Below are 15,917 nucleotides of genomic sequence, written 5' to 3'. Positions count from 1 at the left end.
GTCCCACCTCTTCCCATTCCGAACAGAGAAGTTAAGCCCTGCAGCGCCGATGGTACTGCGTAGAAGTGGGAGAGTAGGTCGCCGCCCTTTTTTAATAAGAGTAATTACTGCAAAGTAGTTACTCTTTTTTGTAAAAAGAAATTAGGTTTCTCTCACATAGAAGTGTGAGAGTAGCCACGCCACGATAGCTATCGTGGGCTATCGTGGGCCACCCTTTTTTGGAAGAAACCCGTTGTTCAATCAGAGCAACGGGTTTTTTGCGTTTAACGGTTTATGAAGTTTATCGTTTACTGGATCAAATAAAGGATGGATCAGAACCAAATTCTGGGTCTAGGCATAAATTTTACATAAACGATACAAGAAAAACTTCACATCAACCACACCTTTGAATTGTCTTCTGAAGTCTTTAATTTTAGCATTGAATGATTCATCTGCAGCATTGGTACTTCTGCCATTAAAGTAATTGATTATGGTATCATAATGCACTTCCAAAGTTCTTCGAATAGTTGAGAAAGCATCAAAACCAGATTGTTCTATCTCATTAAACCATAATGCCAGCTTCATTCTGGCTATATCTGGTGTCATAAGGCTATTATAGATTTCATAAAGTTATTTGGATAATAGGTAGGCTTTCTTTATATCAGGATATATTTAGTAGCTATTGGCAACTATTCGCCCGTTTTATTATTGAGAAATTATTGTTCTTATCTTCTCACCTAATTTCGTTGTTTAGTAAAAAGGGATTAAATTAATTCATTTGACTATACTAACTGAAGTATAGATTAAACTAGAATGTTCTGTCATCTAAATATAAAATTGTCTTATTACTTTAAAGAAATAATAAAAAAATACCCTCACTTTGTAATGTAAGGGTATCTTCAATGAATATTTTAGTTCTATTATTTTAACTTTTTCAGTATTCTTATAGCTTTATCAGCATATTCGTTATTCCCTTCGGCAATATGTTGAAATAATGCTTTTGCCTCTGGTAGTTTCTCCTGTTTTAAATAGCATAGCGAAAGATACCAATCAATATGCTCGGAGTAGAATACGGCATCCTTACTTATCAATTCTAGCTCGCGTTCAGCTTCTATAATATTTCCAAGTTCTATTTGGCAAAGAGCTGAGAAAAAACCTGACATTTCAGAGTTGTCTATTTTTAGTCGTTGAAATTCATCTAAAGCACTCTTAGTATTTCCAGATTGATATAATTCAATGGCTTTATCTATTTCAGTAAAATCATTATGGCCTCTAACGTTAATATTAATGCCATAAGGTTCGTAATATTCCATGAACATTTGATCGCCCATGAAACGGTCATTACTAAGCAATCCCAAGAATGTACTTATAGAGAAAATAGTAATCACTGATGCAACAGCAATCCAATACATTGGGCGAATACGGAATGTTGATTTTTTATCTTCAAGAAAGTCATTACCAATATCTTTAAGTTGGCTTCTGAAATCCATGGTATCATCATCCCCCATTTTAATGGTGTGTAAGATCTCTTTTTGAAGAAGCAGATCCTCCTGAAGCTCCTTATTATTATTAAGTTCTTCAGATAATTTATTTTGATCCTCGTCAGAGAGTTCTCCTGATAGAAAATCTAAAAATCTGTCATTATAATCCATACTTTAATGCTTTATATTGAGGATCCTCTTTAATCATATCCAATAATTTCTTATTGCACTGAGTTCTTCTGTTTTTCATATATTGTAAAGAACTAAATGCAAGTTCGGCAGTAATATCTTCGTTTGAAAAACCTTTAGAAACAAGTTTAAGCAGATCCTGACAAACTTTAGAGATATTTTTGAAGTGCTTTAGATATAACTGTCTTCTTTTTTCGTACAGTTGTTCTTCATCAACCTCCTCAGTTATAACTACTGCATTCTCAATATTTTTGAGAACTGAACTTTCCTTTTTTCTGATGCGTAATTCATTTAGCCATATGTTACGGCATATAGCATAGAAGTAAGTAGTAAAAGAGGCTGTCAATTGTGGTTTTTCGGTTTTTGTATAGATGGCAATAAATCCTTCCTGAATCAAGTTCATTGCATCATCTTCCTTTCCACTATTTTGAAGGACTAAATCCCGCACAGGCACCCACACCAACCCCATAATATATTTTATTATACGGCTGTCCCGGTTATAAACACCTTCCAGTAATTCGTTATTATTATAACGTAATTTTCCCATTCTTACGGATTTTATGTCCACCAAATTAACAAAAAATATTAATTTAATTAATCTGTAAACTTAAAATGTCAAATAAAAGTCACGTGTTAGTGCTTTGTATTCTTCAGAATATGCATGGCGCTTACCTTTTTCAATGTAAATTATTTCTTCATTAAAATTAGTTGCTTTGCCAAGATTGAATTCAAGAAGACTTCTGACAATCTGTTTATTAATATCCCCTTTTACGCGAAGAATTCTTGAAAGGTTATAATCGTAATAGTTTTTTATGCTAATAATTTCTTTTTCCAATAAGTGAGGGATTATCAATCCTAGTGTGGCTGCGGGAGAACTCAATTGTATTGAACAATGAAATAATTCTTCATAGCTCAGGCTGTCTGTATGTCTGGCTAGGTTTCTGGCTGTATTTTCGGATTTTAAACTTTTATTAAAAAATGGTGGGTTAGAAACGATATAATCAAATATGTTTTCATTTGTTGATGCAAAATCCTGTATAGAAGAATGTATTACAGTAATTCTGTCAGACCAGGGTGAACATTGGACATTTTCATATGCCTGTTCACATGCATTTTCATCTATATCTATTGCAATAATTTCAGCGCTGGTATTTCGTTGAGCTGCCATTAACGCAATTAGGCCGGTGCCGGTACCAACATCAAGAATCGTTTGAGCATTTTCGATTGCTGCCCAAGCTCCTAATAAAACGCCATCAGTTCCAACTTTCATGGCAGCTTTATCCTGGTTAATTCTGAATTGTTTAAATTGGAAATAGTTATTTGCCATTTTAAAATTTTTCTTCAATACCTAATCCGAATAAAGCAAAATCGTACTTAACGGGGTCGTTGGAGTCGAACATTCTTAGATAATTCATAACTTCATCAACGGCTTTAATGTCATTTTGCTTACGCATTAGAAGGCCTAATTTGCGAGAAACATTACCAGTGTGTACATCCAAAGGAAGTAATAAATCTTTTGTCGAAATTGTATGCCAAATACCAAAATCAACACCTTTGTTATCATTGCGAACCATCCATCTTAAAAACATGTTTATGCGTTTAGCTGAAGCTCCTTTTTCAATATTGGCAACATGTTTATGGGACCGTAAGGGTGAGTTAAAGCTTAGAAATACTTTTCTGAAACCGGATATTGCTTCTTTGATTCCACCAGCTTGGTATCCATCATTAAAAACATTCTCTATGCTGCCATGTTTTTGATATATTTGCATTAATGCTTTTATGAAATAGATGCAATCAACCGATGAAAATGTGCGGTAGTAAAACTCCTCAAAACGATGCAGGTCAGAAGAAGAAGCATTAGAAATGAAATCATATGGAGCATTATCCATAAGATTCATGATTTTAAGTGAGCTCTTTATTATTTGGTCTCGCTTCCCCCAGGCAATAGATGCAGCAAGAAAAGCCGCGATTTCGATATCTTGTTTTTGTTTAAAGAGATGTGGAATCTGGATGGGATCATTCTCGATAAACCTGGGTTGATTATATTTTAGGACTTTTTCATCAAGAAAATCTTTAATCTCGTTAAGATTCATGATTAGATCCATTAATCAGTCCGTCTTTCATATCAATCAATCTATCGCACATATGAGCCAGGTGATAATCGTGTGTAACAACAACAAATGTGTGATTAAACTCAGCTCTAAGGTCAAAAAATAATTTTTGAAGTTCTTCCTGATTATGCGAATCCAAGTTCCCTGAAGGTTCATCGGCAAATACCACTGAAGGATTATTAACCAATGCTCTGGCAACGGCCACACGCTGTTTTTCTCCACCGCTGAGTTCTGAAGGTTTATGTTCGAGACGATGGTCGAGGCTAAGAAAGCTTAATAATTCCTTTGCTTTTTTTTCAGCCTGCTTTTTATTTGTACCATTAATAAGGGCAGGTAAAATAGCATTCTCCAAAGCAGTGAATTCAGGTAATAGCTGATGGAACTGAAAAACAAATCCAATTTTAGTGTTTCTGAAACGTGATAATTGTTTTTCATTCATTGTCAATACATTCTCTCCATCAATTTGAATAGTTCCTGAATCAGGTTTATCCAAGGTACCTAATACTTGAAGGAGAGTAGTTTTTCCAGCGCCACTCGCTCCAACAATGGAAACTACTTCACCTTTCTCTATCGAAAGATCTATTCCTTTTAGCACTTCGAGGCTGCCGTAGCTTTTTTTAATGTCAGAACAATGTACCATCATCAGAAAAACAAAATGTAAATATAAATAGCGTAGACAATAAATAACAGGCTTCCTTTCCAACGGTTTATAATTCCTTTGGAGAGAGGTAATAATAAAACAAATAAGAGAATGGCAACACCAATCATCCATTTATAATCAACATGAAGCATTGCATCACTAACCTTAAGTGGTTTGATGACAGAAGTGGTTCCTAAAACTGCCCAGATGTTGAAAATATTTGAGCCAATTATATTGCCAATTGATATATCTGATTCTTTTTTTAATGCGGCTATAAGTGATGTTGCCAGTTCTGGGATGCTGGTGCCAAGAGCAACAAGTGACAATCCAACCACTCTCTCACTGATTCCAAAACTAATTGCAATTGCTTTTGAACCTTTCACTAACCAATCGGCACCAAAATATAATCCAATTGTAGCGAGTAAAAAGAAACCAAATGCCTTTGAAATGCTCATTGCAGGTTCCTGAATGTTTTCCTGCTGCTTTGTATCTCTTCGGCTTTTCCATACAGACCAAACCAGGTATAAAGCAAGTAATATTAAAAAAACAACACCTTCATAGAATGAGATTACGTTGTTTAGACTAGCAATTAATAGCCCCAAAGACGCGATTAGCATTACCAACCAATCAATCCATATATTATTTTTTTTGACCTTTACTGGAAAAATAATGGCTACCAGGCCCAATACCAATGCTATGTTGGCAATGTTTGAGCCAATAACATTACCCACTGATATATCAGAAGAATCGCTAAATACTGCACTTAAACTAACAATTAATTCAGGTGCAGATGTACCAAATGCAACAACCGTAATTCCAATAACAAGTGTAGAAACTTTAAAATGGCGGGCCAGATTAACACTTGCCTTCACCAACCAATCTCCACTAAAAAAAAGCAGAACAAAGCCTGCTATTAACAACACAAATGATAACATATGATTTGTTTATTCTTCGATAACATCCTCTCGGGAAATGGGTCCATCACCCTCTGCTTTTCCATCGGGTGTATTATCTATGGGATTAATCTTCTTTTTGGTACTTTTTACTTCAGGCTGGTCTTTATCTTGTTTTTCAGCTTCTTTCAAATTGTATGGATCATCATCAACAGATAAATCTGTGTCGACAGCTTTTTGTACATCTTTAACTTCATCATTAACAAATGTCCGTGCCTCGCTAATGTCTCTTCTGATATCACTGGTTTGATCTCTTAATTCCCTCTTGATTTCATCGGATGCACGTTTGAACTCATTCATTCCTTTTCCCAGCATTCTGGCTACATCCGGAATGCTTTTAGCTCCAAACAACAATAAGACAACAAGCCCTACAATAAGTATCTCACCGCCTGAAATAAATAACAAATTCATCATACAAGTTAATTTGAAATTCAAAGATAATAAATTAGAACTTGAATGCTATATAAAAAAGAAAAGCCCCAAAGCTTAAAGCAATGGGGCTTCATATAATTGAAATTTATTATTTCTTTTGATTTTTATCCTTTAGGAAGAAATCAGCAATTGGAGTTGCGATGAATAATGAAGAGTAGGTACCTACTACAACACCAATCATCAATGCAAATACAAATCCACGAATTACTTCGCCACCGAATAAGAAGATAATTAACAACACAATAAAGGTAGTTAATGATGTATTTACTGTACGGCTTACAGTTGAGTTTAATGCTGCATCTGTAACTTCAACTTTATCACGTTTTGGATGAAGTTTGAAATACTCACGGATACGGTCGAATACAACCACAGTATCGTTGATGGAATATCCAATTACGGTTAGGATTGCAGCAATAAATGCCTGGTCAATTTCCAATGAGAAAGGCATGAATGAATAGGTCAATGAGAATATACCTAATACAATTAACACGTCATGAACCAAAGCAACCAATGCTCCTAAACCAAATTGCCAGTTGCTGAATCGGGCAAGGATATATAAGAAAATAACAAGTAAACTGAAGATAATTGCCAAACTGGCATTTCTCTTAATATCACTTGCAATAGTTGGCCCAACTTTCTGAGAACTCATTCGGTAATCAGTTAAGAAAGTTTCCTGATCAACATCAGATCCAAGGAATGAGGTAAGACCTTCGTATAATTTAGTTTCAACTAGGTTATCAGTGTTGTCATCGTTGTTGTCAACCATAAAGTTAGTTGCGATGCGCACCTGATTACCTTCGTTACCGAATTGTTTTACTTCAACATTTGATTCGTCAAATACTGCAGTAAGTGATTTTTGAATATCAACAGAAGAAACCTGCTCATCAAAACGAACTACAAAAGTTCGTCCTCCGGTAAAATCAATACCTTGTTTTAAACCACGAGTAGCCAATGAACCAACAGAAGCCAGAATCAAAATTCCTGAAATGATGAAGAAAATGTTTTTCTTTTCAAGGAATTTAATGTGCATGTTAGCAAACAAGTTTCTTGTTATTGAAGTATCGAAAATAAGAGTTTTCTTCTTATCCAACATTTTTTCAAAAATCAAGCGAGTAATGAAAATTGCTGAGAAGAATGATGTTGCAATACCAATCATTAAAGTAGTAGCAAAACCTTTAATTGGTCCTGTACCAAATACGAACAGTATGATACCCGTTAAGAAAGTTGTAACGTTAGCATCAATAATTGCAGAGAAGGCATTGTTATATCCATCTTTAATAGCTAATTGAACTCCTTTTCCAGATCTCATTTCTTCTTTGATTCGCTCATAGATAAGTACGTTCGCATCAACCGACATACCAATGGTAAGCACAATACCTGCAATACCTGGAAGTGTTAATACTGCACCAAAAGATGCCAGCACTCCTAAAATGAAGAACATGTTAGAAATAAGAGCGAAGTCAGCTACCCAACCAGCACGATAACCATAGTACAATAACATATAAACAAGTACGATGATAAATGCCCATATGAAAGATGAGAAACCGCTGTTAACAGCTTCCTGGCCCAGAGAAGGACCCACTACAGTATCTTCAACGATTCGAGCTGGAGCAGGTAATTTACCTGACTTAAGAATGTTTGCCAAGTCTTCTGCTTCAGAAGGAGTAAAGTTACCCGTAATCTGACTACTTCCTCCGTCAATTTTTGTATTAACAGTTGGGAAGCTATATACATAGCCATCTAAAACAATGGCAATACTACGATCAATATTAGCACCTGTTAGGCGAGCCCAGGTTTTAGCACCTTCAGCGTTCATGCTCATTGATACTTCAAATTGTCCACGTTGGTTAGTTTGACTACGTGCTGAAGTAATTACATCCCCTTCTAAAGGAGGACGTCCATCGTGCGTACTAACTTTGATAGCTACTAACTGGAATGCAGATTCTTTTTCGTTAGCTTCAGGGAAACGTGACTTCATGTACTCCTGATCAACAGGTTTAACTGTCCAGAAGAATTTAACGTCTTTAGGGAATAAGCTTCTTACAACAGAATTCTGTAAATAGCTATTCACTTCAGCAGTATCACGAGCAAGAGATAAACCAACAACAGGTCCAGGGAAAGGTCCTTGTTGGCCATAATTTGGTTGCAAGTAACTAAACAACGATTTTGTATCAGTAGCTAATGAATCAATAGAAGTACTATCGTTATCTAATTGACCTAATAATGATAGATCACTGTCTGCTTCAGTTGTCTCACTTGCAGTTTCAACAGCCTCTTCTTTTACAGGTTTTTTTGCTTCTTCTAATTCGCGAACCTTTGAGTCAGCCTGAAATAGATATTGGAATAATTCACCGTTTTCGTAAGTCTCCCAAAATTCTAAGCTTGCGGTTCCCTGCAATAACTTACGTACCCTTTGAGGCTCAGTAACACCCGGTAATTCAACCAATACACGTCCTGCTTTCTCAAGCTTTTGAACGTTGGGCTGAGTAACACCAAAACGGTCGATACGAGTACGAAGGATATTAAAAGCATTGTCGATGGCACTCTGAGCTTCAGTTCTGATTACCTTTAAGACTTCCTCGTTAGATGAGTTATAGCTTACTTTTTCTTTCAATTCAATGGTATTGAAAATGGTTGCAAGTTGTGCATTTCCATCCAAATCCTGATATGCTTGTCCGAAAAGTGTGATATAGTCTTCAGAACTAGTTTTTTCCATTTCTTCAGCCTTTTTCAAAGCTGCACGGAAAGTTTCGTCAGTGTTGTAGTTTGACAGAGCAAGAACAACATCTGAAACCTTCACCTCAAGGATAAGGTTCATACCACCTTTAAGGTCAAGACCAAAGTTTATCTCACGCTCTTTACACTCCTGGTAAGTATAATCACGAAACCAAAAGAAACTGTATACTGTTTCGTTTTTAATGGAGTCTAAATAAGCGAACTCTATTTTCGGATCACCACCCGCAATAGCCTTTGCATCGGCCTCAACACTTCGTGTCTTGTAAGTAAAAAATAGTTGATATAAGCTGACTAACGCCAAAAGAATGGCAAATAGTCTTATTGCTCCTTTGTTTTGCATTTGTTAATAATTTATAATTATTCGTTTTGACACTTCACATCATAATCGCGCAAATATATTGATTTTTTTAATACTACCCATTTAAATCAAGCTCTGATTATGATCATCTTTTAGGAGTATATTTTGGATCAGTATTCTGAGATGTTAAAAATCGTTACCTTCTAAAGGCTGTTTTATTTGTATTGCCAACTGTCAGCAGGCCTTTCAGAAGCCATTCGGTAGGATTGATAGAAAACTGACAGATACGCCAAACCAGCAACAAAAACTGCATCCAGGATAAAAATAAAACCATTTAGAAATCGTGCATAAGCATAACTCTCAATCCATGCAGTTAAAGCAATAAATGCTGGCAATATAGATAAGATAACACCAATAATTATGTAGAGACTAAAATCAGAAAATATTTGAAGAATAATGCTTTGGCGTGAGATACCCAATACTTTTTTTATTCCAATGTCTTTCGATTTATATTCGGTAATAAAAGCGGTTAAGGCAATGATTCCAAGAATTGTCATAAAAAGAGATAAAATGGCAAAAACTGAAATGATTTTAGCAATTCGAATATCTTCTTCATATAGATTTGATAGTCGGGTTGTAAGCATTTGCCACTCAAAAGGTGAACTTTCAGAATATTTCTTCCAGGTTTCATTAATAAGTTGAGATGTCGCAACTGAGTGTTGAGCATTAAGCTTTACCAGGATATAATCGAAATTCATTTTTTCTCCCATAAGGATCAAAGCCAATGGTTTAATTTTTTCGTAATATGTCTCAAAATGAAAATCTTTTACAACACCCACTACATTTAATTCAAAATCTTTATTTCCAAAAACTTCAATCTTTTGTCCTAATGGCTTTTTTATGTCATATTCGGTAATTGCAGTGTGATTGAGTAAAATTCCTAATGAATCACCTTCCGCTTCATCCAAAAAACGTCCTGTCTTTAAAGTCAGATTAAGCATGGTGAAATAATCCCTGTCAACATAATTCATTGGTAAGACGGCTACTTTTTCATTTGCACCATTTTTTATTTTGAAGGTACCCTGAAAGTAATCATCTCCTGGCAGACTGCTACATGCACTTACAGATTCAATTCCGTTGATTTTAAGAAGATCGGATTTGAAATTCTGGTAGTTTTTACCAATTGCTCCGCCTCTTTCAATCACCATTATGTTTTTAGAATCGAATCCCGGATTATACTGATTGATGTAACTGATTTGCCACCACATACCCGTTACAACTATTAAAAGGAAAATACTTATTGCAATCTGAGCACACACAAATATACCTCTTACCAGTAAACCGTTATTTTTAATTCTGTAGTTGCCTTGTAAAATATGTTTTGGTTTTAATCCTGAAAAGAAAAAGGCAGGAAAGGCTCCGGACATAATGCTGACAAAAAGAACCAGCATTAATATCCAGAAAAAGTCAATCCATCCTGTTAAAATTGAAAAATTAAGTTGTAGGTTGAAGAAGAAATTAAAAAAGGGTATAAGTAGTTCAAGCAAAACAAGTCCGAAGAATGTTGCACTTAAACTGTATAAGATGGCTTCTGTTAGAAATTGCCAAACTAATTGTCGTCGTCCTGCACCTACCATCTGACGCAAAGCAACTTCGTTAAAGCGCCTGCGGGCTTTGGCAGTTGTTAAGTTGATGAAGTTTATACAGGTTGTTAGCAGTATAAAAACAGCAATGAAAATAAACAGATTAATATAGACTGGTTTCGAATTCGGCTGTAATTCGGCAGTTAAATGAGAATGTAAATGGATATCTGTGATTGGCTGCAGATAAAAATCAAGTTTAATACTATCAGTTGATAACTCAGATTGTAAAGTTTCTTTTACCTGAGGTAACAACAGGGCATCTTTTTCTTTATTAAAATTTTCTTCAAAAGACCTTGATTCAACTGTAGGCTTTAATTTAATATAGGTATAGCAATTAAGATAGAGCCAGTCTTTTTTCCAGTTTTGAACATATGTAGTATCAGCTTTTTTCAACAAGATGGCATCAATTGTTGATATTGAAGCCAGGAAATTAAATTTGAAGTGACTTGTAACGGGCATATCCTCACAAATGCCTGTTACCTTGTAATTCATATTTGCTCGCGTAATAATTTTACCAATAGGATTTTGCTCTCCAAAATATTTGTTGGCTGCAGATTTGGTTAGAACCACCGAATTGGGTGATTTTAATAGACTTTCACTTTCTCCTGCGATGATATCAAGGTCGAATATCTCAAAAAAGGAAGCATCTGCAAACCGAAAATGTTCTTCATTAAACTTTACATCTTCATTTGAAACAACATTATTGGCTCCGGGTACAAAACGAACAACAGATTCTACTTCGTCATATTTAGTCATTAGGTCACCCAAAGGCATTGGGCTGGTGGCACTATTAATAAAGTTAGAGCTTAAAATACCTTTTGTAGCTACACGATAAATTGACTCACTTTGATTAAATGATTTGTCGTAGCTTAACTCATGCTTTACCAGCAGAAGTACGAGCAGACTTAATGTAATGCCAACAGATAAGCTTAAAATATTAAGAAACGAGTAAAACCCTTGTTTCCTGATATTTCGTAGGGCAACTTTTATGTGGTGCTTCAGCATCATCTGTTATAGTCTGTTTTTGATGTTTTCAGTTATTATATGTCCGTCAAAGACCTGAATAATGCGTTGTGATTTTTCTGCATCGTTAGCCGAATGACTTGCCATAACTATAGTTGTGCCTTTTTCGTTAATCAAATTTAAGGTGTTCATAATAGTGCTACCGGAACTTGAATTTAGGCAACCTGTTGGTTCATCAGCCAGAATAATATCCGGATCAATAACCATTGCACGACCAATTCCAACCAATTGTTGCTGAAGGCCGTTTAGTTGATTTGTATAATATGATTTTAAATGTGTGATATTTAATTCTTCAAGAATAGAATTTACTTTTTTAAATCTATGTTGCTTATTATATTTTAAATATTGAAGAGGTAATTCAATGTTTTCATAAACATTAAGTTCATCTATTAATCCAAAGTTTCTAAAAATATTACCAATGCTCCCTCTTCGAAGATTAATTCGTTGTCTTTCTTTAAGCTTTGTGACGTCATATCCCATCATCAAAAAATCACCAGATGTAGGAGTATCAATTAGACCAAAAATATTCATCAGTGTAGTCTTGCCCGAACCAGAAGGTCCAAGAAGGCATACAAACTCACCTGCTTCAATGTCAATGTTGACATTTTGAAGAATGGTTTGCTCTACACCACCATTCCTGTGTATCTTGGTTAAGTTTCGTGTGTGAATCATTTTTACCTTCAATTATGTCCGATAATGAACAATTGTGTTCGTTATCGAACAATGTTTATTGTCTTATTTTTTAGAATATCGTCCCCTCTACAAAAGTAATTTTTTCATCTTTTGTGTAAAATATCTACTTTAAATATCAGATATTCAGTAATTAACAGCTTTCGCTACACGGTAAAGGTTATTATCTTTAGTCAGGTTTCCAATGATTGTATTATCACTTCTTGTGCCAATGTTGTTAATGCTTTAAAATCAAGCTTATTACATAAACGGCATTCTTTTTGTTTGAAGAATACCGTTCGTTATCGAACAATACAGTGACCTTTTTCATTTAGAATATGGTATATTTAGGTACGAAAAACTCAATCTTATGACTCAGAAATCAGGACGCATACTGGCAGTAGATGATAACGCTGATATATTATTTGCATTAAAATTGCTTCTTAAGCCTCATGTAGAACATATCGTTACTTCCACCGATCCTACAAAAATACCAGCTATAATGGCTGATGATGTGTTTGATGTGATACTTCTGGATATGAATTTCACAAAGGATGCTATAAGCGGACAGGAAGGATTTAGCTGGCTGGAGAAAATTCTGGAAATTGATCCTTCGGCAGTTGTGCTTTTCATAACAGCTTATGGCGATGTTGAAAAGTCGGTTAAGGCTATAAAAGCAGGTGCTACTGATTTTATTCTGAAGCCATGGCAAAACGAAAAGTTATTGGCAACGGTTTCTTCAGCGATCAAGCTTCGTCAATCACGTGAGGAAGTTAAGGATCTGAAGTCGAAACAACGTGAAATGAATACGATTCTGGATCAGCCATTTGCAAATTTTATCGGGATTTCACCAGGTATGCAAACTGTATTTAATACCATTAAGAAAGTTGCTGCTACGGATGCAAATGTACTGATTTTGGGAGAGAATGGTACAGGAAAAGAGTTGGTTGCCAGAGCGCTGCATCGTAATTCGCTTCGTAGGGATGAGCCTTTCATTAGTGTTGATTTGGGTGCCTTAAGTGAGTCGTTATTTGAGAGTGAGTTATTCGGGCATGTAAAGGGGGCGTTTACGGATGCTAAGGCAGATCGTCCCGGTAGGTTCGAAATGGCTCATGGAGGTACATTGTTTCTGGATGAAATAGGAAACTTGTCTCTGCCATTGCAAGCTAAATTATTAACTGTGCTTGAGAGAAGAGAAGTAACGCGTGTTGGAGCAAATAAGCCAAGACCAATTGATATTCGATTGATTTGTGCTACCAATATGAATTTAAAGCAGATGGCCAGTGAGGATAATTATCGACAGGATTTAATTTATCGTATTAATACGGTTGAAGTTGAGTTGCCTCCTTTGCGTGAAAGACCAGAAGATATACCTGTTCTGGCAGAGCATTTTCTAAAGATTTATTCTCAAAAATACAAGAAGAAGATTAACAGACTTTCAGCTAAGGTTATCAAAAAACTAACCAGTTATCCATGGCCTGGTAATGTACGTGAATTTCAACATATTGTTGAACGAACAGTTATTATGAGTGAATCTGCCAATTTAGAAGAGTCAGATTTTCAATTGTCATCGGTTCAGGTGAGTACCGAAGGATTTGAATTTGATTCATATAATTTGGAAGAAATTGAAAGACATATAATAGAAAAAGTTCTTCGGATGAACAGGGGTAATGTTTCTAAAGCTGCTGCCGACCTGGGATTAACAAGGACATCTTTATACCGACGATTGGAAAAACATGGCTTATAATAACTTCAGGATCAATTTTATTGTTCGTACCCTGCTTTTAGCGGGGTCTATATTTGCCTTCTTTTATTTGTTTTTCGAAACCGAGTTAACGATGACATTGGTACTGGTTGGTCTGTTGATAGGCTTTCAGATTTTTGCCATGATTCATTATGTTGACAGAACGAACCGGGTTTTGAATAATTTTCTTGAGTCTATCCGTTATTCTGATTTTACCAGGACTTTTCAGGTTGAGAGTCTTGATTCATCATTTGATAAATTAAAAAAGTCGTTTAATGAAGTAATCAAGGATTTTCAGGAAGTGAGAGCTGAGAAGGAGGAGAATTATTATTATCTGCAGACTGTAATTCAGCATATTGGAATCGCTTTAATTGCTTATAGTAAAGATGGAAAGGTGGAGTTGATCAACAATGCCACCAAAAAACTATTTCAAGTTCGATCATTAAGTAATATACAATCATTAAGGGATTTTAGTCCTGAGCTAGTGGAGAAGCTTCTCACCATTAATCATGGAGAAAACAGCTTGATTCGCGTTCAGGAAAAGGATGAATTATTGCAACTTTCGGTTTATGCTACTGAATTCAAAATTCATAATCGTACCATTCTTCTTACATCGATTAAGAATATTCAGAATGAATTAGAAGAAAAAGAGATGGAGTCGTGGCAGAAATTAATACGTGTGTTGACACACGAAATCATGAACTCCATAACGCCCATATCTTCATTGTCGTCAACTATTAGTTTGATTTTGAAGGATCTTGCTAACGATTTGCAGGATCAGGATATTCCGGGTGAGCATTTCGAAACCATTAAGGAAGTTGAAGGAGCCCTTGATACAATTTATAAGCGAACTGATGGATTGATGCATTTTGTAAATACCTATCGTAACCTAACAAAAATACCAACTCCGACATTTTCTATTTTTCCTATAAGTCAATTGCTTAATAATATAAAAGGATTGCTGGCTGAGGAATTAAAGTCGAAAGGAGTGAAATGTAATATTCAGATTGAACCAGAATCGCTGGAATTATCAGCTGATGAGAAATTAATTGAGCAGGTAATAATTAATTTGGTTCAGAATGCTATTCAGGCTCTTGATGGGCGCGAAAATGCAGAAATTACCTTACGGGCCTTTTTAAATAAGCGTGGAAGAATAACAATACAAGTTATTGATAATGGTCAGGGAATATTGCCAAATGTGCTGGATAAGATATTTATACCTTTCTTTACTACCAAACCTCAGGGTTCGGGTATTGGGTTAAGCTTATCAAAACAGATATTAAGACTGCATGGTGGTAACATTACAGCATACTCTGAAGTGGAAAAAGAAACAAAGTTTACCCTGACTTTTTAAGAATTAGCTTTCATTCGGTTAAACATTACGGCAAGGTGTGCATACAACGAAGTGTTTTGAACTACCACTCCATCATTTACTTTAATATTAACCGGAGTAAAGTTCCAAATGCCTTGTATGCCACTTTCGACTAAACGATCAGCAACTTCCTGTGTTTTGTCAACCGGTACAGTAAGGATTCCAATTTTAACTCCGTTTTCCTGCATGCGGGCTAGTTCATCAAAGTGATAAATTTCAACTCCTTCAATGGTTTTTCCAACCACTTGTGGGTCAATGTCAAATGCAGCTACAATTTTTAATCCGAACTGTTTTAGACCATAATCGTGCAGTAAAGCTTTGCCCAAACTACCAACACCAAATAAATAGGCTTCATCAACAACCGTAAAACCCAGGAAATCTTCAAGAACATCGATTAGTGCATCCACTTCATAACCAACCCTTGTTTTTCCAACAATGCTGGTGTATGAAAGATCTTTAGTGACCTGCGTAGGGTCAACACCCATATCTCTGGCAATAAGTGTTGATGAAATATATTTATGCCCATCTCGCTGAGCCAGCTTAAGATATGAAAGATAGCAAGGCATACGTCGTAGGGCAGGTTCAGGTACCAAACGGTTCTTTTTACGGTTAATTAGCGACATGCTTATGTTTTTCTGATATTCTTA

Annotated in this window: 14 protein-coding genes and 1 rRNA gene; 3 read left to right on the top strand and 12 right to left on the bottom strand. The window is 35.5% G+C overall.

The features are described from left to right. A 5S ribosomal RNA gene (rrf, locus tag ACRD62_RS03585) occupies positions 1-90 on the top strand; the annotation flags it as partial. A 240-nt stretch (positions 91-330) separates the two neighbouring features. Here rrf and ACRD62_RS03580 read toward each other — a convergent pair. From ACRD62_RS03580 to ACRD62_RS03530, 11 genes are all read right to left on the bottom strand, one after another. Next, positions 331-600, bottom strand: a complete 270-nt coding sequence (locus ACRD62_RS03580) for a transposase (protein WP_430818753.1) — start codon at positions 598-600, stop codon at positions 331-333. 299 nt (positions 601-899) lie between these two features. Beyond that, positions 900-1,631 carry a tetratricopeptide repeat protein gene (locus ACRD62_RS03575; RefSeq protein WP_430818752.1) on the bottom strand — a complete coding sequence of 244 codons (732 nt, stop codon included), beginning with the start codon at positions 1,629-1,631 and terminating at the stop codon, positions 900-902. Continuing rightward, complete coding sequence (locus tag ACRD62_RS03570) at positions 1,621-2,196, bottom strand: RNA polymerase sigma factor (protein WP_430818751.1); 576 nt, start codon at positions 2,194-2,196, stop codon at positions 1,621-1,623. The genes ACRD62_RS03575 and ACRD62_RS03570 overlap by 11 nt, the downstream gene beginning before the upstream one ends. 60 nt (positions 2,197-2,256) lie before the next feature. Then, positions 2,257-2,976 (bottom strand): tRNA1(Val) (adenine(37)-N6)-methyltransferase, encoded by a 720-nt coding sequence (locus ACRD62_RS03565; RefSeq protein WP_430818750.1) that lies wholly within the window; start codon positions 2,974-2,976, stop codon positions 2,257-2,259. Between the two features lies 1 nt (position 2,977). Next, a complete protein-coding gene (locus tag ACRD62_RS03560) occupies positions 2,978-3,742 on the bottom strand; it encodes a TIGR02757 family protein (protein ID WP_430818749.1) in 765 nt (254 codons plus the stop codon). Further along, positions 3,732-4,403 (bottom strand): ABC transporter ATP-binding protein, encoded by a 672-nt coding sequence (locus ACRD62_RS03555; protein ID WP_430818748.1) that lies wholly within the window; start codon positions 4,401-4,403, stop codon positions 3,732-3,734. The genes ACRD62_RS03560 and ACRD62_RS03555 overlap by 11 nt, the downstream gene beginning before the upstream one ends. Beyond that, positions 4,403-5,335, bottom strand: a complete 933-nt coding sequence (locus ACRD62_RS03550; RefSeq protein WP_430818747.1) for a calcium/sodium antiporter — start codon at positions 5,333-5,335, stop codon at positions 4,403-4,405. The genes ACRD62_RS03555 and ACRD62_RS03550 overlap by 1 nt, the downstream gene beginning before the upstream one ends. 9 nt (positions 5,336-5,344) lie before the next feature. Next, positions 5,345-5,767 carry a twin-arginine translocase TatA/TatE family subunit gene (locus ACRD62_RS03545; protein ID WP_430818746.1) on the bottom strand — a complete coding sequence of 141 codons (423 nt, stop codon included), beginning with the start codon at positions 5,765-5,767 and terminating at the stop codon, positions 5,345-5,347. 106 nt (positions 5,768-5,873) lie between these two features. Next, on the bottom strand, positions 5,874-8,861 hold the full coding sequence (gene secDF, locus ACRD62_RS03540; RefSeq protein ID WP_430818745.1) for a protein translocase subunit SecDF: 2,988 nt from the start codon (positions 8,859-8,861) through the stop codon (positions 5,874-5,876). A gap of 173 nt (positions 8,862-9,034) precedes the next feature. Beyond that, complete coding sequence (locus ACRD62_RS03535) at positions 9,035-11,470, bottom strand: ABC transporter permease (RefSeq protein WP_430818744.1); 2,436 nt, start codon at positions 11,468-11,470, stop codon at positions 9,035-9,037. Between the two features lie 3 nt (positions 11,471-11,473). Then, positions 11,474-12,157, bottom strand: coding sequence for an ABC transporter ATP-binding protein (locus ACRD62_RS03530; protein ID WP_430818743.1), 684 nt, complete (start codon positions 12,155-12,157; stop codon positions 11,474-11,476). A 367-nt stretch (positions 12,158-12,524) separates the two neighbouring features. Here ACRD62_RS03530 and ACRD62_RS03525 point away from each other — a divergent pair, with 367 nt between their 5' ends. Both ACRD62_RS03525 and ACRD62_RS03520 read left to right on the top strand, forming a co-directional pair. Next, a complete protein-coding gene (locus ACRD62_RS03525; protein WP_430818742.1) occupies positions 12,525-13,901 on the top strand; it encodes a sigma-54-dependent transcriptional regulator in 1,377 nt (458 codons plus the stop codon). After that, positions 13,891-15,252: a sensor histidine kinase gene (locus ACRD62_RS03520; RefSeq protein WP_430818741.1), complete on the top strand. Its 1,362-nt coding sequence runs from the start codon at positions 13,891-13,893 to the stop codon at positions 15,250-15,252. The genes ACRD62_RS03525 and ACRD62_RS03520 overlap by 11 nt, the downstream gene beginning before the upstream one ends. On the opposite strand, the gene ACRD62_RS03515 is transcribed toward ACRD62_RS03520, so the two are convergent. Continuing rightward, complete coding sequence (locus ACRD62_RS03515; protein ID WP_430818739.1) at positions 15,249-15,893, bottom strand: redox-sensing transcriptional repressor Rex; 645 nt, start codon at positions 15,891-15,893, stop codon at positions 15,249-15,251. The two genes, ACRD62_RS03520 and ACRD62_RS03515, sit on opposite strands and share 4 nt — an antisense overlap. Between the last annotated feature and the right edge of the window lie 24 nt (positions 15,894-15,917).

This window comes from Carboxylicivirga caseinilyticus (assembly GCF_050589785.1).
GTDB lineage: Bacteria > Bacteroidota > Bacteroidia > Bacteroidales > Marinilabiliaceae > Carboxylicivirga > Carboxylicivirga caseinilyticus.
This window is presented reverse-complemented; position numbering and strand designations above follow the sequence as displayed.